Annotated in this window: 19 protein-coding genes; 16 read left to right on the forward strand and 3 right to left on the reverse strand. The window is 45.2% G+C overall.

Features of this window, described 5'->3' with window-relative positions:
• The first annotated feature begins 70 nt into the window (after positions 1 to 70).
• The 4 genes from DS731_RS05310 (at position 71) to DS731_RS05325 (ending at position 2,743) form a co-directional block, all read left to right on the forward strand.
• Positions 71 to 307 carry a hypothetical protein gene (locus tag DS731_RS05310; RefSeq protein ID WP_119500344.1) on the forward strand — a complete coding sequence of 79 codons (237 nt, stop codon included), beginning with the start codon at positions 71 to 73 and terminating at the stop codon, positions 305 to 307.
• Between the two features lie 67 nt (positions 308 to 374).
• Positions 375 to 1,283 carry a MipA/OmpV family protein gene (locus tag DS731_RS05315; RefSeq protein WP_232373486.1) on the forward strand — a complete coding sequence of 303 codons (909 nt, stop codon included), beginning with the start codon at positions 375 to 377 and terminating at the stop codon, positions 1,281 to 1,283.
• Between the two features lie 48 nt (positions 1,284 to 1,331).
• Entirely contained in the window at positions 1,332 to 2,369 is a 1,038-nt protein-coding gene (locus tag DS731_RS05320; protein ID WP_119500346.1) for a sulfotransferase, read from the forward strand.
• Positions 2,370 to 2,398: 29 nt separating this feature from the next.
• Complete coding sequence (locus DS731_RS05325) at positions 2,399 to 2,743, forward strand: Dabb family protein (RefSeq protein WP_119500347.1); 345 nt, start codon at positions 2,399 to 2,401, stop codon at positions 2,741 to 2,743.
• A 52-nt stretch (positions 2,744 to 2,795) separates the two neighbouring features.
• Here the strand turns inward: DS731_RS05325 and DS731_RS05330 are convergent, their stop codons facing one another.
• The gene (locus DS731_RS05330) at positions 2,796 to 3,371 is read right to left on the reverse strand and encodes a DUF502 domain-containing protein (protein WP_119500348.1); all 576 of its coding nucleotides are present in this window, start codon (positions 3,369 to 3,371) and stop codon (positions 2,796 to 2,798) included.
• 193 nt (positions 3,372 to 3,564) lie between these two features.
• On the opposite strand from DS731_RS05330, the gene DS731_RS05335 reads away from it, so the two are divergent.
• Both DS731_RS05335 and DS731_RS05340 read left to right on the forward strand, forming a co-directional pair.
• Positions 3,565 to 4,389, forward strand: coding sequence for an inositol monophosphatase family protein (locus DS731_RS05335; protein ID WP_119500349.1), 825 nt, complete (start codon positions 3,565 to 3,567; stop codon positions 4,387 to 4,389).
• Positions 4,390 to 4,590: 201 nt separating this feature from the next.
• Positions 4,591 to 6,594 carry a tetratricopeptide repeat protein gene (locus tag DS731_RS05340; RefSeq protein WP_119500350.1) on the forward strand — a complete coding sequence of 668 codons (2,004 nt, stop codon included), beginning with the start codon at positions 4,591 to 4,593 and terminating at the stop codon, positions 6,592 to 6,594.
• Here the strand turns inward: DS731_RS05340 and DS731_RS05345 are convergent.
• The gene (locus DS731_RS05345) at positions 6,584 to 7,177 is read right to left on the reverse strand and encodes a hypothetical protein (protein WP_119500351.1); all 594 of its coding nucleotides are present in this window, start codon (positions 7,175 to 7,177) and stop codon (positions 6,584 to 6,586) included. The genes DS731_RS05340 and DS731_RS05345 overlap by 11 nt on opposite strands.
• Before the next feature lie 51 nt (positions 7,178 to 7,228).
• Entirely contained in the window at positions 7,229 to 11,719 is a 4,491-nt protein-coding gene (locus DS731_RS05350; RefSeq protein ID WP_161599102.1) for a PKD domain-containing protein, read from the reverse strand.
• Positions 11,720 to 12,499: 780 nt separating this feature from the next.
• On the opposite strand from DS731_RS05350, the gene DS731_RS05355 reads away from it, so the two are divergent.
• The 10 genes from DS731_RS05355 (at position 12,500) to DS731_RS05400 (ending at position 24,847) form a co-directional block, all read left to right on the forward strand.
• Entirely contained in the window at positions 12,500 to 13,810 is a 1,311-nt protein-coding gene (locus DS731_RS05355; protein ID WP_150154243.1) for a tyrosine-type recombinase/integrase, read from the forward strand.
• Positions 13,811 to 13,969: 159 nt separating this feature from the next.
• A complete protein-coding gene (locus DS731_RS05360) occupies positions 13,970 to 14,158 on the forward strand; it encodes a helix-turn-helix transcriptional regulator (RefSeq protein ID WP_119500354.1) in 189 nt (62 codons plus the stop codon).
• Positions 14,159 to 15,091: 933 nt separating this feature from the next.
• Positions 15,092 to 15,583 (forward strand): DUF411 domain-containing protein, encoded by a 492-nt coding sequence (locus DS731_RS05365; RefSeq protein ID WP_119500356.1) that lies wholly within the window; start codon positions 15,092 to 15,094, stop codon positions 15,581 to 15,583.
• Positions 15,580 to 16,965: a TolC family protein gene (locus DS731_RS05370; protein ID WP_119500357.1), complete on the forward strand. Its 1,386-nt coding sequence runs from the start codon at positions 15,580 to 15,582 to the stop codon at positions 16,963 to 16,965. Before DS731_RS05365 ends, DS731_RS05370 begins: the two co-directional genes overlap by 4 nt.
• Entirely contained in the window at positions 16,965 to 18,695 is a 1,731-nt protein-coding gene (locus tag DS731_RS05375; RefSeq protein WP_119500358.1) for an efflux RND transporter periplasmic adaptor subunit, read from the forward strand. Before DS731_RS05370 ends, DS731_RS05375 begins: the two co-directional genes overlap by 1 nt.
• Before the next feature lie 16 nt (positions 18,696 to 18,711).
• Positions 18,712 to 21,852: an efflux RND transporter permease subunit gene (locus DS731_RS05380; protein WP_119500359.1), complete on the forward strand. Its 3,141-nt coding sequence runs from the start codon at positions 18,712 to 18,714 to the stop codon at positions 21,850 to 21,852.
• Positions 21,853 to 21,927: 75 nt separating this feature from the next.
• Complete coding sequence (locus tag DS731_RS05385; protein WP_119500360.1) at positions 21,928 to 22,281, forward strand: copper resistance CopC family protein; 354 nt, start codon at positions 21,928 to 21,930, stop codon at positions 22,279 to 22,281.
• Positions 22,282 to 22,300: 19 nt separating this feature from the next.
• Positions 22,301 to 23,194, forward strand: a complete 894-nt coding sequence (locus DS731_RS05390) for a copper resistance D family protein (protein ID WP_119500361.1) — start codon at positions 22,301 to 22,303, stop codon at positions 23,192 to 23,194.
• Between the two features lie 13 nt (positions 23,195 to 23,207).
• Positions 23,208 to 23,672 carry a YybH family protein gene (locus DS731_RS05395; RefSeq protein WP_119500362.1) on the forward strand — a complete coding sequence of 155 codons (465 nt, stop codon included), beginning with the start codon at positions 23,208 to 23,210 and terminating at the stop codon, positions 23,670 to 23,672.
• 749 nt (positions 23,673 to 24,421) lie between these two features.
• Positions 24,422 to 24,847, forward strand: coding sequence for a MerR family transcriptional regulator (locus DS731_RS05400; protein WP_119500363.1), 426 nt, complete (start codon positions 24,422 to 24,424; stop codon positions 24,845 to 24,847).
• Positions 24,848 to 24,921 lie beyond the last annotated feature (74 nt).

Below are 24,921 nucleotides of genomic sequence, written 5' to 3' on the forward strand. Positions count from 1 at the left end.
CGAATAAAAAAGGCTGTGATATAGTGTTTTACAAGGTAATGAAAACACTGTCTTTACGGGGAAAATATTAGTGACAAACCTTCATCAGCAGGCGCTGGACAAAGCCTCTCAGGGAAACTGGGACGGCGCACACGCGATTGTCGAAAATGAAAATGATGCATTGTCATGTTTAATTCACGGCTATCTGCACCGGGTAGAGGGCGATAAATTCAATGCCCGCTACTGGTACACCCGTGCCGGTGAGACGATGCCGTCAAACAGTCTGGATGACGAGTTTGTCCGCCTATCCGAAATGGTAAACAGTTGATTCACGCCGGTATCAGCTTCCGCTCCGGTACTCACAATTATGTCACTGACAACACAAGGGATTTGAATTGAGCTCATCACCATTTTTAATGCCAATGCTGCTTCTCATGATGACTGCCTTTTACACCCTTGCGGACGACGAAACTGCCGCTACAGGCGACTCACCTAACCGCAACCTGACCGGTTTTGAGTCGCTTGATGAAAAGCAGCCATTGTGGGAAGTGGGTATTGGCGGCGGCATGATAGAAGTGCCGAATTACCCCGCATCCAAAGAGCGAAATTTTGTCGGACTTGCTGCACCGTATGCTATCTATCGCGGTGATATTTTTCGCATCGGCGGTGACGGCGGGGCACGAGCTGTATTTCTGGAAAATGAAAGACTTGAACTGGACATGAGTTTCAGCGGCGCGTTCTCTGCCGACAGCGACGACAATACGGCGCGGGAAGGCATGCCAGAGCTGGATTATATGTTTGAGGCCGGTCCGCAGCTAATTTACAAAATACGGGATTTTTCATTCCAACGTGGTGGAAATGGCAGGCTCACCGGCAGAGTGCAGGCAAGGGCTGTATTTTCAACAGATCTTGGTGATTTGCATACCAGGGGTTATGTTTTTGAACCGACTTTACGCTATCAGCAGCGCGGCGTTTTTTTCGACAGTACCGGACTGAGTCTGGCATTCAGAATGACCTGGGCGACAGAAAAATTGCATGACTACTTTTATCAGGTAGATGAGGCATATGTTACATCGACACGCCGTCAATTTAATGCCAAAGGTGGTTATCTGGGATCAGAAGTGTCGCTGGGATTGTCTTTTCCTGTTATGAATAAAGTTCGCGGGTTTCTTGGCACATCTTTGCAATTCAATCAGGGGTCAGCCAATGAAGACAGCCCGCTGTATGAGAAAGATGTGACTTACAGTATAGGTGTTGGTTTTGTCTGGCGGGCCTGGGAGAGCGAGGCGAGATCCAACTGGTGAGTTTACGCATATTAACCTGTTCAGAATAATAAGCAGGACAACCCATTGATGTTAGAAAATGTGAAAGCGCTTAAACGTTATGTGTTAAGTGCGCCCGACAGGGTAAACGCATTGCGGGTGAATACCGCTGAAACTGTTGTCATTAACGGTTTCTGGCGTAGTGGTACTACGTGGTTACAGGAATTGGTCGCGGAAGGTTTGAATGCCAAACGGGTGTTTGAACCTTTGCAGGCCCGGTGCGGTTATATTCAGAAAGCCGTGCAGGGTATCGCACTTCCTGACCCGGGATATGCTTACATTAACGGTTTTATGCCTTATGCCACGACGGCACATACGCCGTCTCCGGCTATGAAAGCGCTTTTGCATCAGGCGCAAAAAGGCATACTGACTAATCCGTTTGTGTTGCGTGATCAAGCACTACTCGACCCGGGCAGGGCTTTTAAAAACCGGGTTGTAGTGAAGTATGTGAAAGGGGCATTAAGCCTGAAATATCTGAAAGATACTTATCAGTGCCCGGTCATTCATATTTATCGTGATCCCCGCGCCGTAATCTCTTCCATTAAAGCAAGAAAAAACTGGGCTGAAGGTGCGTTTGAAAATTTTTCTCTTACCAACCATTTGCTTAATGTGAACGATGGCAGGGCTGATTACTTCAGCCGGTTCAGTGATGACATCCGTGCTATCGATAAAGCCGGAGATTTCGAGCGACTTACCGGCTATTATTTTCTTACGGAAAAATTTATCGAAGACAGCTTTGGTGGTGACTCTCTTCATTACGTGCGGTTTGAAGAGCTGGCCAGAAATCCTGATTTAGAATTCCAGAAGATTGCCGGATATCTGAATTGTGATGACATTATAGTACCGGACTTTAAAAAGCCGTCTTCAACAGCTTACGTGCCTGATTCGACAAAGAAAATGGAGACCAGTAAAGTGACTTCCGGCTGGGCCGGTAAGCTTGGAGAGGCACAGTTACAGACGATAGAAGATATTGCAGCAAAGTTTGCTATGACCCCGCGGTTAACCGGTCTGGCAGGCGAAAAAAACACGTCAGAACAATCAACCAGAGAGTATGCTGAGTCAAAATGAAAATACGAATATTACTATGGTGTTTATTTATGTGCGCAACCTTTAACGCTAACGCAGATACGGAGTCACAAACCGTCAGACATATCGTTGTATTCAAATATACCGGCGATGCGAGTGCTGCGGATATTGATAAAGTCACCCGCGCGTTTGCTGAGCTAGAGCATAAAATCCCCGGTATTGAATCATTTGAGCACGGGGTGAATAACAGTCCTGAGGCGCTTAATAAAGGCTTTACGCATATTTATCAGCTCACCTTTACTGATGAAGCGGCACGGGATAATTATCTGCCTCACCCGGAACACAAGAAGTTCGGTGAGTTACTCGCTGAACTCGGCATTCTGGATGACGTCTTTGTGGTGGATTACGCGAAGTAAATTCTGTTCAGGCCGCCGGATGGCGGCCTGAATCCGTTAACTAAAGGACGGATTAACTGTCTTTTTCAATTGAATTACCCCCGGTTACCGCTATGCGCATGGCAGTTTCCACATCAATATCCAGTGGCGTAACTTTTTCCCTCGGTAAGTACAGCGTGTATCCACCAATCTGATAGCTCATGGGTAAATACACGGCTACTTTGTCCTCATCAGGAAATAACTTGTTGGCCACCTTATCGCTGGTCATAAAGCCAATTAACTTAATACCACCTTCCATTTCTACAGAAACCGCTTTTCTGCTGTCTTCGTCAGGCTTTACTTCAAACAGTTCTACTGCATCCTGCACGGCACCGAATAAGGTTTTTACTACCGGAACGCGGGCAAAAATGCGTTCACCTAACAAAATAACCCAGTTAAACAGATAGGCATTGATTAAAATGCCGACGGCAGTCAGGGCCAGAATGACTGTAACGACGCCCAGGCCCGGGAAGTAGTAATCTTCGGGAAGGAAAGGCGATAACAATGCTTCCGTGGTACTGACCAGCCAGACAAGAAAATAGATAGTAATGGCAAACGGCAGTATGGTGATCAGCCCTTTGACCGGTAATAAGATCAATTTATTCAGCATTGTAACCCTTTTGGAAAATTAGCGGTGTAGTGTAGACCAGCATGGAAACTCAGAACAGAGCTGCCGGTGTTGAAATCAGCCCCGGATGTCCGGTTTGATGATTCATGTCTGGCACGTTTTGCTCACCGTGGCATTATGAACACATACGGGACTAACCCCAATTCTACCTTCGTCATATCACTCAGGGATCAAAATGATAGATAAAGAACAGTTACACCAACTTGCCGGTATTTGCAAAGAAGCCTCTGACGCTGAAATCATGCCCCGTTTCAGACAACTACAAAACGGGCAGATAGAAGAAAAGCTAAGCCACCACGATCTCGTGACCGTAGCAGATAAGGCGACTGAAACGTTTATTCTTCAGCGACTCCGTGAACTGTTCCCCGACGCGTTGCTGATTGGTGAGGAAAGTGTGTATGAGGACCCGGCAGCATTGGAACGGTTCGGTGATGCACCTCTCAGTTTTGTGCTCGACCCCATCGACGGGACCTGGCATTACGCTAATGGTTCGGTGAACTTCGGCGTGATGCTGGGTATCGCCAGTCATGGCGAAATGATCGCTGCCATTATCTTTGAGCCTGTGACCGGCGACTATTTATGGGCTATCAAAGGGCAGGGGGCTTTTCAACGCATAAACAGTTCAGACGTTCCGTTAACCGCTAATCGCCACGGCACACTGCCACTTACAGATACCATGGGATGTTATTCCTTCGGCGTCACGAAAGAGGAAGAGCGGGAACAAGCGGTGAAAGCCGTGATGAAAATGGGGCGGGTGATGGATTACCGCTGTGCGGCAGCAGAATATCGTTTGCTCAACACCGGCGCCGTCTCTTTCGTGTTATTCCAGAATAAGCTTAATTTGTGGGATCACGGCGCCGGATTACTCATTACCAAAGAAGCCGGCGCAGTAGCGAGAATGATCGACGGCAGCGAGTACACACCGCAAATCACTGGCAAATTGCTGGTGGCGGAAAGCGAAGCCCGCTGGCAGGAAGTGGCGGGGTTGTTTGTAAAATAAGGATTATTCTCTTTTCAGCTTTTGTCATGTCCTATGATAATTCATTAGAGGCACTGCGAGTAAATACTTATTTTTATTTTGAAGCGAAACAACACTATTTTCATGGCTATTTATTGTTCTGTCACGTGATCTCATGATAGTAAATTAATACTAAGTGGTGAGAAGTGCTGTACACCTGATGAAGGAACATTAGGAGTTGCTGTGAATAATTCTGAAAGTGGAAGAACCGGTGCAGACAATGCAGCAGGCAGGGAACGGGGTATTATTGCTTCGCAAGTTAAGTTGCACCAGGCCATGGCGAATGCCGGAATTCACTCTAAAACTGAACTCGCCCGCAAAATTCAGGATATTGAGGGACTGGATAAATTACCCAGATCGCTTGTCAGCAGGGTATTCAGTCAACCGGTCGATCTGAAAAGTCTGGAGCGGGTAGCCAATGCGCTTTCTTGTCCGTCCTGGACTTTGTACTCTAGTGCAGAGGATTTGACAGATAAGGGCACTACGGCAGTACCTGCTCACGAACCGGACTCTACCTTGTCTGAAACGCGGGGCTTTCGGTGGAAGCCAATGGTAATGTTTGGCATCATCGCTATTGCTTTGATGTCTGTTATTGCCTACCAGGTGCCTGAGCAAGGCGTTTCGCAAGAGTCTGATCTAATCCCTTCATCTGACGGTTTGTTTGATCACAATGTTGTTGCAGTGATGCCCATTGCTGGTGATGACAACGAATTGACTTACACACATATGCTGGAAGATGCTGTTGCCGGTGTCAGCGATTTCTTACCGGGGAGTGCATTTCGTTATAGCGCAGCGATGAGCCCGCCGTCGTTAATTTCAGAGCAGAAAGCAGAACTGGTTATTACCGGCGAATTGATAGAAACAGGTAAGTTCGTCTTAATCCGGTTATCACTTTATGATGAAGACGGCATGTCTTATTTCTGGTCCGGTCACTTCAGTGCAACTTCCTCTCCCCTATATATCAGCCGGGCTATTAAGTCAGCTATTGAGAATGTTAATCAGGGGATCGCGAGCGCTGTTACACCTTCCTGGGAGGATTACAAGCTATATACCGGCGGATTGAGTTATCTTGACGGGGAGCGAAATGAAGCGGTATTACTTAAGTTATCCGACATCTTGCACAGAGTATTGCGACAGGCCCCCGATTTTGCAGATGCTCATGCAACTTTGTGTAATGTGCTGGTACAGAAACATATTTTTAGCGGGGAGAAAAGTTATCTTCAGGAGGCTGACGAAGAATGCCAGCGCGCCAGAATACTAAATGATTCATCTCCTACAGTGTTAACCGCCAGTGCAGTACTCGCCCGAAAGGCAGGAGACCCGGAGGCGGCGGCTCAATACCTTGAGCAGTTATTTCTAATTGATCCTGACAACACCGCGGGACTACAACTGCTCGCAGAAGTCGAGGTGCAGCGTTTCCGGCAAACCGGTGACGAGCAATATATTAAATCTGCAGAGCTTGCGCTTATTAAGGCAATTGACCTGGACCCGCAGCAATGGAAGTTTCCGTTTACTTTGGCCCGGGTTTACTTTTTTACCGGTCAGGTTGAGAAAGCGATTTACTGGTCCGGAGAGGCAGTAAATGACTGGGAAGGTTTAGAAACGCTCACTAATCTGGGCACCTATCAGTTTTGTCACGGCGACCTGGCCAGTGCGAGAAATACCTATCAAAGCGCGCTGGTATTTTCACCGGACCATCCTGTGATTACATCAAACCTCGCAACACTCTACTACTACCTCGGGCAGTACGAAGATGCACTGAATTTTTATCAGCAACTTGAAAGCAAAGAGCCGCAGAAGACCGAACTTTATCAGTACTGGGTCAATGAGGCAGATACTTTTTATCATCTTGATAAAATCGACAAAGCCCGTGCGTTGTATCTGAAAAGTCTGGACTACCTTGATTCTGTGCTGGCAAAAGGTGAAGCGAATGATATGCAAAAAGCCGTACGGATAAGCGTTTATGTGCGGCTGATTAAGATTGATGAAACGCTGGCGTCTCCGGCTTTAATTGCCTCACTAAAGAAAGAAGCGCTGGAGTTGGAAGATAACCAGGACATGTTGACACGTTTTCATTTGAGCCTGAGCTGGTTGAATATGGGTGATGAAGCGCGGGCAATCCGCCTCAAGAAATCCATAGAGGGGAGTTGCCCGGGATTTGTTGCATCACCCGATTTTACAATCTGAGCAAGCGTTTTCTTAATGGCAGCAGGAGCAGGCTAAATAGCATCAAACCTGCAGCCGGTGGCGCAGGAACCGGCGTGGGTGTTGGTGGCACTGGTACACTCATTACATTAATGTCCGCGATGAAGCTGTTGGCAAGGTTCAGCGTAAAACCTAAATCATCGGATAGTAGTACATCTGTGAACATCAACTGTCCGATCCCTTCACTGACAGCAGTAAATGTCAGTGAAGCAATTTGGAAAGCATCTGGTTGGCCGCTCAGATCCCAGTCCAGACTGACCGCAGAGAGATTTACCTCGCCATACGTATCTGAACTACCGTAAATAAATGTTCCGGTGCTATCCAAAGTGAAATCTACACTAAACAAATCAGTAACAGGTTCATCAAAACTGAACGTAATATCCAGTCCGCCCAGATTCTCAGGGTTTAAGCCTGATATCCATACCGGTATATCGAGACTGTCACCTTCATACGCGGTATACAGATAATCCTGTCCCTGTTCACCAAAAGATAATACAGGCGCTGCTGTTGCCGTCGCAGAACCGATAACTAGCAGTAACGAAGATACAATACATAAGTGTTTCATAGTCAATCCTTGTCTGATATTCGGGGGCCCCGCGGGCACCCCGTTAAAACATTATTGTGGTGGTTGAACAGCACAGTTCGTAAAGGTGCACTGTAATACGCAGCCCCTTGCATCCAGTACGTTTATCACACCATCACCATTCAGGTCCGCAGGATCGTCAGGGCCGTTTGCCTGTGTATTCCTGCGGGCAAAAATCTTCATGATGTCGGTGGTATCGACTACATTATCACCATTTATATCGCACATCAGTGGCTCTTCGGCTTCAATTGTGATTAGTATTTCATCGGTATCACTGGCTGATCCATCACTTACCGTCAGGCTAAGAACGTAATCGCCGGGCAGAAGAGCAAAGAAGCCTGCTACCGGTGCGGTTGGCGTAGTGACTTGTATATTGCTGCCCGCAGGCTGACTGACAACCTGCCACAGATACGTCAATGGAGCCGGTGAAGCATCGGGGTCATAACTTGCTGAACCATCCAGTACGATATTGCTTTGCACATCATGAGTCTGATCCGCGCCAGCAATAGCAACCGGAGATTCATTGGCAACTACTGTTACAGTCACGTTGTCTGCCGATGAAATTTGTCCATTTACCAGTGTAAGACGCAGTACGTAGGCTCCGCTTGTATCCGGCATAAATGACGCAGCCAGTGTTCCGGAGCTGGCAATGTCATTGTTGTTAAGCACACTGCCTGAAGGAACCGAAACAAATTGCCAGTTAACAGAGAGCTCATCACAGGCACTGGTGTAAGTTGAACCTGTACCGTCGAGCTGAACAACTTCACCCGGGCCCGCTGTAGTATCAAATCCTGCTTCTGAATTCAGAGAACAAACTGGCAGCGCACCTACTAAAGTAGTCGCAGCTATACTGTTTTCCAGTTCTCCGTCGTTGACCGTCAGCCACACAGTGAAATTACCGTCTATGTCAGGTACAAAGCTGGCTGTTGCTAAGCCCGGATTGGTTATATCTGCGTCAGTCAGTCCGCTGGCTGCGGGGATGCTACCGAAGGACCAGGCATAACTCAGCGGGGAAGGGCCATTGTCAGGATCGTAGCTGTCGTTGCCATACAACACTATGGTTTCGCCAACCAGAACTTCAAGGGGAAGGGACGAGAGTGCAACAGGCGCAACATTCTCATTAACCACGGTCAGGGTAACAGTGTCTGCCACACTATCGGTCTCACCATCGTTGACAACCAGAGCTATCACATAAGTGCCTTCAATATCTGCTGTGAAGCTGGTAATGACTGAAGCAGATGAATCGATACCCGCATAGCTGCCAGAAGGTTTGCTAATGAAGCTCCAGCTATAAGTTAGCGTGTCTCCTTCGGGGTCGTAAGAATTACTGCCGTCGAGGGTGACAACACTTCCTGTTGCAAACTCACCGTCGGTACCAGCTTCGGCAACAGGAGCCCGGTTCATTACGGTCACTGTCACTTCTGTGGAATCAGTGAATAACCCATCGTCAACAGTGAGTGAGAATACATACTCACCGCTTACATCAGGGACGATAGAGGCCGAGTCTCCAGTGACATTGTCGAGCATATTCAGAACGAGATCACTATCAGCAGGAATTTCAGTTATAGCCCAGTAATAAGTAAGTGGCGCAGGTGCATTATCCGGATCTGTCGATCCTGAACCATCCAGCGAGATAGTATCGAAACGATATACATTACCATTCGTGCTGATTGACGCAGAGGGTGGAACTGGCTGAGGGGCGCCCGGTTCAAGATTGAACCCGATTTGGTATGGGCCGGTGTCTGCGTAGGCGAAGTCATTGCTAACATCACCATCCAGAACCACAAGAGTATATTCCCCAGTTTCCAGGAGAGTCAGATCAACTATGTTTGCTATGCTGTAATCTACCGCCTGTGAAACTATGGCTCCCGACGGTGAATATAGAACTGCATATGGCGCAAGTGATGCGACCTCGGTTTTAGATACTTCAATAGAAACAGTATCCCCTGAATTTGCGTAAAATTGCCAGGCGTCCATGTCTCCCGTATCGACAAATTCTTCAACATAGCCGTTTTCAACAAGATAACCGTGTTCATTAACCGGCGGGTTTAAAAAATAGATGCGGTAATCACCAGTGTCAGCATAAGTATAGTCATTGGCGGAGTCACCATCATAAATCACAACGGTGTAGGTACCATCGGCCGGAAGAGCAAAGTTACCTATTCGTGAAACCGTATAGTCAAACGCGGAAGTGAGCAGGGTTCCGTCGGGTCTGAAAACCTGCACCAGAGGCGCAAAAATCTCGCCCCCGACATCTACGGCGTGAAGTGAAATTATATCACCGGTGGTGCCTTCGAAATGCCAGGTATCAATGTCGCCGAGCTCGATGGTCTCCTCAACGTAGTCGCCATTTACTAATTCACCATGCTCACTGACGGGGACGCTCATAAGATAGATACGATAGTCACCGGTGTCTGCATAAGTATAGTCGTTGGCGGAGTCACCATCCTGAATGACCACGGTATAGGTACCATTGGCCGGAAGTGCAAAATCTCCGATCCGTGAAACGGTATAGTCAAATGCGGAAGTGAGCAGGGCACCGTCAGGTCCGAAAATCTGCACTAAAGGCGCAAAAATCTCGCCATCGACATCCACAGCGTGAAGTGAAATTATTTCACCGGTGGTGCCTTCGAAATGCCAGGTATCAATATCGCCGAGTTCAATGGTCTCCTCAACGTAGCCACCATTTACCAGCTCACCATGCTCACTGACGGGGACGCTCATAAGATAGATGCGGTAGTCGCCGGTGTCCGCATAAGTATAGTCGTTGGCGGAGTCGCCATCCTGAATGACCACGGTGTAGGTACCGTCAGCCGGAAGAGTCAAATTTCCGATCCGTGAAACGGTATAGTCAAATGCGGAAGTGAGCAGGGCACCGTCTGGTCCGAAGATCTGCACCAGAGGCGAAAAAATCGCACCGTCGACATCCACAGCGTGAAGTGAAATGACATGCCCGGCTACGCCTTCGAAATGCCAGCTATCAATATCGCCGAGTTCGATGGTCTCCTCAACGTAACCGCCATTTACCAGTTCACCATGCTCACTGACGGGGACGCTCATAAGATAGATGCGGTAGTCACCGGTGTCCGCATAAGTATAGTCGTTGGCAGAGTCGCCATCCTGAATGACCACGGTGTAGGTACCATCAGACGGAAGAGTAAAATCTCCGATCCGTGAAACGGTATAGTCAAATGCGGAAGTGAGCAGGGCACCGTCGGGACCGAAGATCTGTACAAGAGGCGCAAAAATCGTACCGTCGACATCCACTGCGTGAAGTGAAATTATTTCACCGGTGGTGCCTTCGAAATGCCAGGTATCAATATCACCGAGCTCGATGGTCTCCTCAATGTAGCCGCCATTTACCAGTTCACCGTGCTCACTGACGGGGACGCTCATAAGATAGATGCGATAGTCACCGGTGTCCGCATAAGTATAGTCGTTGGCGGAGTCGCCATCCTGAACCACAACCGTGTAGTTACCATCAGTCGGAAGAGTCAAATTTCCGATCCGTGAAACGGTATAGTCAAACGCGGAAGTGAGCAGAGCGCCGTCGGGTCCGAAAATCTGTATAAGAGGAGCAAAAATCGCACCGTCGACGTCCACAGCGTGAAGTGAAATGACATGTCCGGCTACGCCTTCGAAATGCCAGCTATCAATGTCGCCGACTTCAATAGTTTCCTCAACATAGCCACCATTTACGAGTTCACCATGCTCACTGACGGGAACGCTCATAAGATAGATGCGGTAGTCACCGGTGTCAGCAAAAGCATAGTCGTTTGCAGAGTCGCCATCCTGAATCACAACCGTGTAGGTACCATCGACCGGAAGTGTAAAATCTCCGATCCGCGAAACGGTGTAGTCAAATGCGGAAGTGAGCAGAGCGCCGTCGGGTCCGAAAATCTGTACAAGAGGAGCAAAAATCGCACCGTTGACGTCCACAGCGTGAAGTGAAATGACATGCCCGGCTACGCCTTCGAAATGCCAGCTATCAATGTCGCCGACTTCGATGGTCTCCTCAACATAGCCACCATTTACCAGTTCGCCATGCTCACTCACCGGGGCATTAACTAAATAAATCCTGTAGCTGCCAGTATCATTGACGCCGTTATCATTACTAACATCTCCGTCCTGAATAGTGACGGTATATGTTCCGTTTGACGGAAGCGTTAAATTGGCGAAACGGGTTACAGTATAATCAAGCCCTTCAGCCAGCAAAGTCCCGCCAGGATTAAAAACTTTAACCCGGGGGGCCAGAGCTGAACTGTTATAATCTGAAACATTTATTGATATTACATCTCCGGCATTCCCGTCAAACGTCCAGGTATCAACTTCCTGTGCAATGGCAATTTCGCCTTCCACATAACCACCGTTATCCAGGTCAGCACCTAACGTAGATGTTGTGAATGCTGAAAGCGCAAAAGCGGCCCAGAGCATATGTAGTGATTTGCCGGCTAAGTTAAAACGCCGGACACATTTTTCTTTCAGAGTTGCATACAGGTATCTGTAAAAGAGAGTAGATCGCATTATCAACAGTCCTTTCATCAATCAGAGTTTATAGTGCGACCGGGTCTGGGACTTCATTCTCAGACAACATTGTCTTAGGAACCTCCATCACGGTCTTCAGGCCGGAAAAGGCAGTCTGTACTATTAAAAAATAACTGCAATTTGATAACCGGAGAAAAGTGCTAACCGGGATTTTTGGAAGTTAAATGAGACTAAGTGAGACACTTTTTCAGTTGAGTGGCGGAACAATTCAGATTGAATTGTTGGTGTTTGGGAAGATAGCTCTCCCGTAAATCAGAACTTCGTATTGTCTATTGCAGATCAAGTCACCTGTTTATCAACCTGGCTAAATTAATAAAAAACGAGGCATTTATAGACCGCGGAGAGCGCATTGGTACAATGAAGTTTAATGCAAAATTAATTGGAGAAACTTTACTGGAATAGCAACAAAAGTTTGGGCAAGACTACTTGAGCACTACTCATCAACCTTATTTTAAAACTGTAGCACATGTGTAGTACAGAAAAATTTGGTTGGTGATTACTGACGCTGTAGGTCTCTAAAAATGGTGGCCCCACCTGGACTCGAACCAGGGACCTAACGATTATGAGTCGTTAGCGCATGGTTTTATTTTTCTCTTAATTTTAATGTTTTTTCTATACTAAACAGTTGTTTGTCTTGTTTTGAACATTTCGTTGCATTTCATTTCATACCGCTGAATTTCACTGAAGTGCTCTTTTAGGACTCTTCTTGGGACTCTTTATGATATAGTAGGTTATCTCTAGACCTGCGAGTATCCCTCTGTGAAAATTGAAAAAGCTCAACATATTGAATCAGCAATTAAACTGATGAAGTCTGGTAGTGCCAAACACCGGCAACAAGATTTCTCTGTTGTCTGTAATGATCTGAGTAGAGGAATGGGCCGGTTAATGCTACAAGTAAGCCAGGTAGGAACTGCAACATTTCGCTATGTTCAAAAAGTGGCAGGTAAGAGAAGTTATGTGGTTATTGGACCGTATTCAAAAGACGGGAGAGGTGGCGTTACACTGGCGGAAGCAAGGCAAATAGCGCTTGGCTATGGTGCCATCGCAAAGAAAGGTGATGATGTTAAATCATTTCTGGCCGGAGAGGTTAGAAAGGAACGTGAAAAGCTCGAGGCAGAAGAGCGTGAAAGGGCTGCAGGTACGTTCGGACAGCTTATTGATTCTTATATTCAGTCAATGAAAGCAGATGGGAAGCGCACCTGGTCCCAGGTTTTTTCTGCTATTGAGAAAAATGTATTTCCTCTCATTGACCCCGTTCAGAAAGCCCACTCTGTGACGGATGATCAAGTCATCGCAGTGTTAGCTTCAATGATTGACCGGGGGGCTGAAACTCAATCAAACCGTATCAGGTCATATTTGCATGCGGCGTTCAACACAGGGCTTCAACACGATAAAGACCCGAAAAAGCGGGTATCAGAAACTTACTTCGATTTAAAAATTAATCCTGTTTCATTTATCCCTAAGCAACGGCACGCGGAGAAAGTCGGGGAAAGATATCTGGACAAAACTGAGTTGAAGAAGTTTCTTCATCTTCTCAATCAGGCCTCAGGTATCAGCGAGTGGACAGCGAATATATTAAAACTGTGTTTGTTCACCGGAGGCCAGCGGCCCTATGAGATTCTGACGTTAAAGCCAGGCAAAGTAGACTTTGAACAGAGAGTGTTTGAAATCAGCGAAGACTTCAGTAAGAACAAGAGAAGCCATCTTGTGCCGATGACTGACACAGTTCAGGATTTAATGCACTGGTTCACTGATCACCAGAAACTAAAAGATGCGGACTTCCTAATATACAACCGACTAAATCTAAATAAGCATTTTCGTACTGATTCACTGGGAACGGCTTTAGACCGTTTCAGAGCGGCGAATAAATTTACGCATTTTGCGCCGAGAGACTTACGGCGGACGTGTAAAACTCATATGGGAAGTATTGGAATCTCTAAGGAGATCCGCGACAGAATTCAGAACCATGCATTTACCGATGTTTCCAGCCGGCATTACGACAGGTGGGACTATTTGCCAGAGAAGAGTGATGCCCTTGAGCAGTGGGAAGAATGGCTGCTGAATCTCTAAAGGCTATTGAAAACCTTGTTCGCAAAATTTCTTATAAATAAAGATAAAACTCACTACCAAGCCCGAGTAACAGCATTTTCGTTTCGTAGCAACAATTCAATTTCAGAATTTTAGATATTATTAAGGTATCAGGAATGAATAGAATTAAAAGGATGTGCGATGAAAAACCAATGGTCAGAAAATGTTAATACAGGTGAGTTGCTTACTTCGCTAGAACTCATGTCGATGCTGTCGATCAGTTCGACAACGCTTTGGAGGCATGTGAAAAACGGAGAGTTACCCAAACCTGTTTATATTGGAAAAAAGCGATATTGGAAAAGAGCATCAATTATTGGGCTTTTAGGTTGACTGCTTTCTCTGCCGTGAAGGCGATTTACAGTGAGGTCTTTCAGACCTGCAAAAGAATCTTCTGTCTCGAATTGACAACCACGTCATTGCTGGTTGCGATTGAGTATCTAAAGAGTACATATGCACAATATGTAGAGGAACCACTTTCAAAAGCTGGCTAAAACAAAAAAACAACTCAAAGGTCGGTTTATTGTTTTCCCCTAATGGGAAGAATGGTACCAGTGGGCGGACTCGAACCGCCACACCCGAAGGCGGGGGATTTTTGAAAAGTTTGTGTCTATCTTAATTTTTTATTTTCAATGGCTTATGTCGTGAAAAATTATCTTTGCATGACAAGCTGGGTTCTGTGATGTACCCATAAGTACCAATTTCTCTATCACGAACCTAGCCTGCCATTATAAACGTTGGTATTTACGAATCAGTCAAAATGGTCTATATTTTAAAGCTGTTAAGGATAGGCTGATGTATAAATTCCATTCAAAACATATTGTTATTATTGCTTTATTATTTGCCTTCGCCACAAAGGCAATGGCTTTTGGTGCAATGACTTGCAAGCTTATGGATAACGGCCATCATACATACTCGTCGATGAATCATTGCTCTGTAGACGAGTGCATCAAGATGAAGCTTAGCAATGATAAATCTGAGGAAATTAAGGATATCTCATCATGTGAGTGTCCACCTAATGGTTGCACTTCAGGTCCATTCTTGTTCTCGACAGTCAGAATGGTCGATACTGTAACTTCAGATAAAATTACTTTTATTTTCCTATTAAAACAGCCGATCTCAAAGACCTCTTCACTTTACAGACCACCAATTTTTGCCTGACACGGGATTAGTGCGTCCGCAATTTACACACTACAAATATTACTTCCTGTTTATTAAATAGGTGCATTCACACCTATATTTTCCAGCAATGTCTGGGGGCAAAAAATGTTTAAAAAACGACTTCATAAAGCTGCATTGATGTTGCTGCTTTTTCCTTTGTTTGCAAGTTCTAATGAACACGCTGAGACAAACCAAGTTTTAGAACTATTGGTTTATAAAACACCTACCTGTGGATGTTGTAAAAAATGGATATCACACATTCCGAATGAGGGCATCCGTGCATATTCAAAGGATTTTCAAATCATCAGCAACATCAAAAGAGAATACGGGATCGCTGCTAAATATCGTTCATGTCATACGGCAGTTACGAGAGAGGGGTTTGCATTTGAGGGGCACGTTCCAGCGAAATATATAAAACAGTTCATGTCAGAGGATCATCCTGACGCTATAGGATTATCTGTTCCTGCTATGCCAGTTGGTTCCCCCGGTATGGAAATAGGGGATCAATTCATGCCGTATAGCGTTCTCATCCTGTTTAAAGATGGAACAAGCAAAGCGTATGCAGAAGTAAATTCTTTTGAGGAGCAGTTTGAATGAAGCAAGAATTAGCCATTTTGTTGAACCTTTCAATTGCTATAGCTTGTGGCCTCTTATCCTTAAACGTAAGAGCAGAGCAAGTTATATCGCTGGAGCAGGCCATTGCTATTGCACAGCAAAATGATCCCTGGCAGCACGGCAATAAACTTAAGCAAACTGCTTTAGAGGAGCGCAGTATTGCGTCTGGATCGTTACCCGACCCTCAGATATCCCTTGGCTTAGCTAATTTACCGACAGATACATGGAACTTCAACCAAGAGGGTATGACTCAGTTCAAAGTCGGTATATCGCAGATGTTCCCCAGAGGAGACAGTCTGGAAATTAAGCAGGACAGACTAAAAACGGCATCAACTAAGTTTCCCCTTCTACGTGAAGACAGACGCGCAAAAGTCAAACAATCAGTTTCTGAGCTTTGGTTTGATGCATATCTTGCACAGCAAACAATCAGGCTGATTGAGAAAGATCGCGTGTTATTTGAGCAAATGGCTGACGTGGTTAAGGCAAGTTACTCAAACGTCATCGGTAAGATAAGGCAACAGGATGTGATCCGTGCTCAATTAGAAATCGTTCAGCTTGATGACAGATTGACCGCAGAAAAGCAGAAATTTGAATCTGCAATTGCTCGATTAAATGAATGGCTGGTGATCTACAACAGTGACGATTTGAATCAGACCTACGACTTTGATCGTCAGACATCGGCCTTTAGCGTTTCTGAACAGTTGCCACACGTAAAACTGACAACCCCTGCACTTGTTGAAGCTAATAATTACTCGCGCAATGCATTAGCTAATGAGTTATTAGCACACCCAGCAATACTCGCAATCGATGTGGAGCAAGAAGTAGCGGATAAAGGAATATCGCTGACTAAACAGCAGTACAAGCCCCAATGGGGAGTTAATGCGAGTTACGGTTATCGGGACAATATGCAAAGTGGTGAAGGGAGGGCCGATTTATTTTCAGTTGGTGTCACATTTGATTTACCTCTATTTACCGGGAATAAGCAAGATAAAGAAGTAGCTGCATCAATAGCGGAGTCTGAAGCGGTTAAAACCGAAAAATTGCTACTAGTTAAAAAGATGCTAAGTGCAATTGATAAGGAGTTGCAACAGCTTAAGGGCCTTTCACAAAGGCAATCCATTTATAACGATCTGTTGCTCAAGCAAACTCATGACCAGGCAGAGGCAGCTTTAACAGCCTATACCAACGATGATGGCGATTTTGCCGAAGTAGTGAGATCCAGAATCGCAGAATTGAATGCCAAAATATCATCACTTCAAATTGAAGTGGACACACTCAAAGCGATTACCCGCATTAATTATTTCCTGACCCAATCCACCGGCAATAACCATGTTGGGCGCAACCACCAATTTGGAGAAGAGTAATGTTCTTAAATAAAAAACTTATTGTTGCAACGCTTATTGGCGCGGTATTAGGTGCAGGAGGGCTTAGCTTTTTCAAAAGTTATGATGACACCAATCAGAATTCCGCGAATGATTCGGCGCAAAAGAAGCCGCTATATTGGGTCGCGCCAATGGATTCCAATTACCGTCGTGATAAACCCGGCAAATCGCCTATGGGTATGGACTTAATCCCGGTTTATGAAGATGCAACATCCAGTGATGATGCTGGCCCCGGTGCAATAAAAATATCCCCGAATGTGGTAAACAATCTTGGTGTTCGCACTGCAAAGGTTGAGATGAAGCCAATGCAGACTGAGATATCAACAGTCGGTTATGTTCAGTACGACGAGGATAAATTAATTCACATTCATCCTCGTGTAGAAGGTTGGATAGAGAGATTGTATGTGAAAGCGGCTGGAGATCCGGTAGAAAAAAATCAACCCTTATACACGCTTTACTCACCTCAGTTAGTCAATGCGCAGGAGGAGTTACTGATAGCACTAAAACGCAATGAAACTTCTTTGATCGCTGCGGCAAAAGAGCGCTTGAAAGCACTGCAATTATCCTCTCAATTTATCGCCGAACTGGAGAGGTCACGAAAAGTACAACAGAACATCACCTTTAACTCCCCACAAGCTGGCGTTGTTGATGGCTTAAACATCAGGGAAGGCTTCTATGTTAAACCGGGTACAACTTTATTGAGTATCGGAGTGCTGGATCAAGTGTGGGTTGAAGCTGAAGTTTTTGAGCGTGATGCCGGGTTAGTTCAACAAGGTCTGCCAGTATCAATGAAACTCGACTATTTGCCGGGGAAACAGTGGACAGGAGCTGTTGATTACATCTATCCAACACTCGACAGTAAAAATCGAACCTTACGTGTTCGGCTTAAATTTGACAACGCAGATTATCAACTTAAACCAAACATGTTTGCACAAATCACAATTCATACCAGTCAGGGCGGTAATGCTCTGCTCGTGCCCAAAGAGGCGGTTATCAGAACGGGTAAACAGGATCGTGTAGTGCTGGCGTTGGGTGAAGGCCAGTTCAAGTCTATTGCAGTGACCTTAGGACGAGAAGGTGCAGATAATATCGAAATTCTGAGCGGACTCAATCAAGACGATAAGGTTGTCACCTCTGCACAATTCCTAATTGACTCAGAATCGAGTAAAAGCTCCGATTTTAAACGTATGACTCACGATGAAGTACCCAATTCTATTTGGATGCAAGGTGAAATCAATAGTGTCATGGCAGCTCACCGTATGGTCAATATCACCCACCAAGCTGCTGAAGCTTGGGATTGGCCTGCAATGACAATGGATTTTGACGTTGCTGAAAGTGTCGATATCAAGGCACTTGAAGCCGGACAATCCTTACATTTTGAAGTGAGTAAAAAAAATGGTAACGGGTTTGAGATAACTGGCGTTCATATTATGGATAAGCCTGAAATCCCCTCTGCTACTGTATCGGGTGTGGTTAACGCTATTGATAGAAGAAGCCGTATTTTGAATATAAGTCGCGGCCCTATTGATAAGTGGAATAGAGAGGCTGCAACGATGGATTTCCACGTTGCGGATGATATTGACCTATCCAACATCGCAGCGAGTGATAAGGTGACCTTTACTTTTGAAGTAAGAGATGATCTGACTATCACCAATATCTCCCATGACAACGACGTTCAACAGCATAGCTCTGTTGATCATTCGTCACATTAATTAATGGGAGACAACTATGATCGAATCAATCATTAGATGGTCGATAGGTAATCGCTTCTTTGTCCTTCTGGCCACATTGATTTTAATTGGTTTGGGTCTGTTTTCGTTAAAGAACACCCCTGTCGATGCCATTCCCGATCTGTCTGACGTTCAGGTCATCATAAAAACCAACTATCCCGGTCAAGCACCACAGGTGGTGCAGGATCAGGTGACGTACCCTCTGACGACAGCAATGTTATCCGTACCCGGTGCCGTTACGGTCAGGGGCTATTCATTTTTTGGCGATTCTTTTGTTTATGTGATCTTTGATGAGAGCACAGATCTCTATTGGGCACGAAGCCGGGTATTGGAATACCTTAGTCAGGTTGCACCTTCTCTGCCAGAAAATGCCAGACCCCAGTTAGGTCCTGATGCGACGGGGGTGGGCTGGGTTTACCTATATTCCTTAGTGGACAGAACCGGCCAGCTCGATATAAGTCAATTACGTAGCATTCAGGATTGGTTCCTCAAATACGAATTGCAGACTGTACCCGGTGTATCTGAGGTAGCTGCGGTGGGAGGCATGGTTAAGCAGTATCAGGTTCAGGTCGATCCTGATAAATTGCGAGCCTACGGCATACCGCTAAGTCACATCCAGATGGCATTAAAGCGCGGTAATCAGGAAACTGGTGCATCAGTAGTTGAAATGGCAGAAGCCGAATACATGGTAACCGCCTCTGGTTATATCAAGAATATTTCAGACATTGAATCCATTCCATTGGGAATCAATTCACAAGGTACACCACTAACCATTGGTGATGTGGCGCAAATTACCCTTGGACCACAAATGCGCAGAGGCGTTGCCGAGCTAAACGGTGAGGGTGAAGTCGTTGGTGGTGTGGTGGTAATGCGTTTTGGTGAAAATGCGCAAAAGACTATTGATGGTGTCAAAGCCAAGCTCAAAGAATTGCAAAAAGGTTTGCCTGAAGGGGTTGAAGTTGTCACTGTCTATGATCGTTCAGGTTTGATTGGAGAAGCAGTAGAAAACCTCTGGCATAAATTACTGGAAGAGTTTGTGGTCGTTGCCTTGGTTTGTGTGGTGTTCCTTTTTCATGTGCGGTCTTCACTCGTGGCTATATTCAGCTTACCGGTTGGCATATTAGCGGCATTTATCATCATGCACCTACAGGGCATTAACGCCAATATTATGTCTCTGGGAGGTATTGCTATTGCCATCGGGGCCATGATCGATGGCGCAATTGTTATGATTGAAAACATGCACAAGCATATGGAGAAAACCCCTCTTACTAAAGAAAACCGTTGGCAAATTGTCGCAGAATCCGCCAGCGAAGTCGGACCTGCTTTGTTTTTCTCGCTGCTGATTATTACGGTGTCCTTTATTCCGGTTTTCACACTGGAGGCACAAGAAGGTCGGATGTTTTCCCCCTTAGCCTTTACAAAAACCTACGCTATGGCTGCATCTGCGGCATTGGCCGTTACGCTTGTGCCAGTGTTAATGGGCTATTTCATCAGAGGTAAAGTCCTGCCCGAACATAAAAATCCTATTAATCGGCTGCTCATTGCTGCTTATGTGCCGCTATTGAACTTTGTGCTCAGATTTCCCAAATCAACCATTCTGGTTGCAATTGGGGTCACTGTGATCGGGTTTTGGCCCATAAATAAAATTGGCAGCGAATTTATCCCGCCACTGGATGAGGGGGATCTGATGTATATGCCAACGACATATCCGGGTATTTCGATTGGCAAAGCGAGAGAGCTATTACAGCAAACCGACAAACTGATTAAAACTGTTCCTGAAGTTGAAACTGTGTTTGGTAAAGTAGGCCGCGCTGAAACGGCCACCGATCCTGCACCACTAACTATGATCGAGACCTTTATTCAACTTAAGCCTCGATCTGAATGGCGAGATGGCGTTACAACGGAAAGTCTTAAAAAAGAGTTTGATCAATTAGTTAAATTCCCCGGTGTCACTAATGCATGGGTGATGCCCATCAAAACGCGCATTGATATGCTGGCAACGGGAATTAAAACCCCTGTGGGCATAAAAATAGCAGGAGCTAATCTCGGTACGATTCAGGATATTGGTAAACAACTTGAAACCATACTCGCAGATGTGCCGGGGACGGCATCGGTTTACTCTGAGCGGGTTGCCGGAGGGCGCTATTTAAAAGTCGATATTAACCGTGAAAACGCCGCCCGATACGGACTGAATATTGCTGATGTCCAGCAGGTAGTTGCCTCTGCGATAGGTGGGATGAATGTAACTCAAACCGTCGAAGGGCAGGAACGCTATCCGGTCAACCTGAGGTATCCGCAAGACTACCGGGATTCACCCAAACAATTATCCCGATTACCCATAGTGACACCCAATGGTATGCGCATTGCCTTAGCGGACGTCGCGTCAGTGTACGTAGAAGACGGGCCTCCGGGGATCAAAAGTGAGAATGCCCGGATTAATGGTTGGGTATTTGTCGATATTGATGGTGTCGATATCGGCAGTTATGTACAACAAGCGCAACAAGCCGTAACCGACAAATTAGTATTGCCTGCCGGATACTCATTAAACTGGTCAGGTCAGTATGAATATATGCTTCGGGCAAAAGCGAAACTAACCTACGTTGTGCCTCTGACTCTCGCCATCATTATTATCTTGCTGTATCTGAACTTCAGAAATGTCGCCGAAGTCGCTGTCATTATGGGGACGCTTCCGTTAGCAATGGTGGGCAGCATATGGCTGATGTATCTGCAAGGATTCAATTTCTCGGTTGCTGTTGGAGTCGGTTTTATTGCACTGGCAGGTGTGGCGGTAGAGATAGGCGTCATTATGCTGGTCTATCTCAATCAGTCTATTAACGCACTCAAAGCTCGTTGCCTGGCAGAAAATCGGTCGCCTGACATTGAGGAATTGCGAAAGGCGGTTCTGGATGGGGCAGGCATGCGCGTGCGCCCGGTTATGATGACCGCTGCCGCCATTATTGTTGGTCTTCTACCTATTTTATATGGCACCGGCACCGGCTCTGAGGTTATGAGTCGTATTGCAGCGCCAATGGTTGGCGGAATGGCAAGTGCCGTTGTACTGACGCTGCTTGTACTGCCTGCTATTTATTTTCTAATGCGCTTGCCTTCCATCAAGGCACTTCCACAAAAAGGAGATTAAATGGTCATACTTTAACGTAAACAAAGCGAAACAAGATTTTTCTATACGATAGGTTCATATACAAAAGAGGTAAAAATGAAAACATTAATTAAGTCGGTTGCAGTTTTGGGGTTGCTGTTCAGCAGTATCGCTATGGCTCATGAAGGTATTGAGATTGAATCCAGTGTACCTGCTGATAATGCGATGCTAATGGAAAGTCCAAGTGAGCTAGCAGTCAGTTTCAGTAAGGAAGTCAGACTGATTAAAGTGGTCTTAAAAAACCAGCAAGGGGATGAAGTAGACTTTGATTTTACACCACCAAAGGAAGCCGCTGCTCATTTTTCATGGAGCTTGCCAAAACTGAGTCCTGCTCACTACCAAGTCGAATTAATCATACTGGGTGCTGATGGGCATAAAATGAAAGAAAGCTTCAGCTTCATGGTGCATTAATTTAAGAGGGAAAATGATAATGGAAATGTATATCTGGAATACTGTGATAGTGATATCCAAATTGATGTTTTATATGGGGTTTGCGGTAGTGGCTGGATATACATTTTTTGCGTATAGCAGTCTTACCGAGTCTAAATCAGCAGTAAATATCAATTATCGGAAATTGACGACTGCATTTGTGATACTCGCTATTGTTGCAACTTTCGTTTGGTTTTTTGCTACGACAGGTGCAATGGCAGAAGATGGAATACAAGGCGCATTTGATCCTGACATGGTCAGTATTATGTGGAGTACGGCTATAGGCGACACTACTTTAATGCGGGGACTTGGACTGCTTGCTGCCTTAGCAATCATTTCAGTATCTTCTACTTCTCAATCAGCCAAGTATAAGCATTATATTGAGTACGCATTGATGATGGCAATTGTCTTGGTGTTGGCGTACTCCTTTATCTTATTAGGGCATGTCTCCGAGCTTAATTTCATTAAACAGTTACTATTAATGTTTCATGTACTCGTAATGGCGTGGTGGTTTGGCGCATTGTATCCGCTAAAACTTGCCTGCAATTATTTAAGCGACGACAAATTATTGAATGTCATGGAACGCTTTGGAAGACAAGCATCTGTGCTGGTGAGCTTGTTATTCATAGCGGGCTTGATTCTGGTGACTCAACTCGTCAATAGTTTCGATGACTTGCTCAAGTCAAGCTATGGCCAAGTCTTGCTCTTGAAATTAAGTTTGGTCATTTGCATTTTGGCTATCGCGGCCAGACACAAATTAAAACTTGTTCCAGAACTTAAAAATAGAACCGGCAGACAGTTATTGTCAAAATCTATCACAATAGAAATGATGATTGCTTTTGCCATATTGTTGGTAACTGCTGTGCTAACCTCAGTTGTTGGTCCAGCGTCCTGAAAATGAGATAAAAATGAAAATTATAACGGCCTTATTTTTTTCCGTTGCTACATTTAGTTCCATTGTATTTGCGCATGGTGATAAACATCAAAATGAAGCGCTATTCAAGGGATTAGACTCTCCTGCTGCAAAAGTTGTAGTTGCCTTTCATGAGGCATTGAAATCAGGAGATAAGCAACAAGCACAAGATTTACTTGCTGATGATGTAACAATTTTTGAAGGCGGTGGCGTAGAGAGAAGTGCGCTCGAATACGCTCAGCACCATATGTTAGCTGATATGGCGTATTTAAACGCAGTGGATAGTCAAACGCTAGAGCATCAGGTAGAGGTTGTTGGAACAACTGCCATTTCGATTTCAAGAAGTCATACAAAAGGTGTTTATAAAGGCAAAGAACGTGACTATGAAAGTATGGAAACCATGATACTGGAATTGCAAAAAGGAAGTTGGAAAATCATTCATATTCATTGGTCTAATTAATCCGGCTGTGTAAAACTTGATCCATATCAAGAAGGAGTGTTTGGGTATTTGCTAGTTTATCCTGATGATAACGGGTAGATTTTTCATGTATCGCATATTTAGGTGGTTAAAGATAGCGTTAGTTACTGTGCTGCTAACACAGCACAGTTTTGCTATTGCTATGCCTATGAGATGTGATGACCATGCAGAATCAACCTTCCATCCACAGACTGATAAATCGACAGAAGGTCCTTCTCATACATCGCACTCCGCATACAAGCAAGGCTCTGACCTGACTGCAAGACATGGTCAAAATGAAAAGGATTGCCAGAAATGTCAATCAGGACAATGCTCTTGTTGTAAAGGTGGATTTTGTACAGCTTTCCATTTGCAGACTTTCGTGACGACAGAAAATTATGGGCTACAAAGCAAGAACGCTAATCTGGGTTCATTTTTTGAACTGAAAATTAATCCATTGGCTGGTATCTATTCACCTCCCTATCATCCCCCCAAAATAAGCTAATCACAGGATAGGTGCATCTTTTTTACGCCAATTCCGGGTTGAAAAATACTAAAATTATTAATTAAAAGAACCGATTAGCAAACAAACAGCAAAATAGTGGTCGCTTCGCGCTAGCGGGGTATGAATACGTTGATTTCGAGATCAGAAGATTAACTGAAACTATAAAATCCTGCTTGACCTGTGTCTTAGACACAGGTCTATGCTCAAGGTGAGAGTATAAACCTAGGTGAAAGACAGCGGAGTAACCATGAAGGTTAAAGAGATCGCAAAAGCATTGGCTACTACGCCAGACACTGTGCGCTATTACACACGCTTGAAGTTGGTCAATCCGGCTAAATCTGACAATGGCTATAAGCTTTATTCAACGAAAGATGCTTCCAGATTGAAGTTCATATTAAGCGCAAGACAACTAGGTTTCTCGGTTGATGATATCAAACAAATTCTTAGTGAAGCAGATCACGGTAAGACGGCTTGTCCTCTGGTTAGAACCTTAATTATAGAAAGACTGGCAGAAACAGAAAGACAGTTTAAAGCAATGCAATTACTACGCGAAAATATGACGTTAGCAGTAAGTAAATGGGAATTAATGGAAGATAAAGCCCCAACCCCACACATGGTATGTCATTTGATAGAAGGGTTTGAACATACAGCTTTAGAGGAGGACAGGAAATAACACAGTTTAACGCAGATGTTTTTTCTGAAAAAAGTTGTTGTTGTCAGTCTAAAAAGAAATCTTCGGAATGTGAG

The organism is Alteromonas sp. RKMC-009, from assembly GCF_003584565.2.
Classification (GTDB): domain Bacteria; phylum Pseudomonadota; class Gammaproteobacteria; order Enterobacterales; family Alteromonadaceae; genus Alteromonas.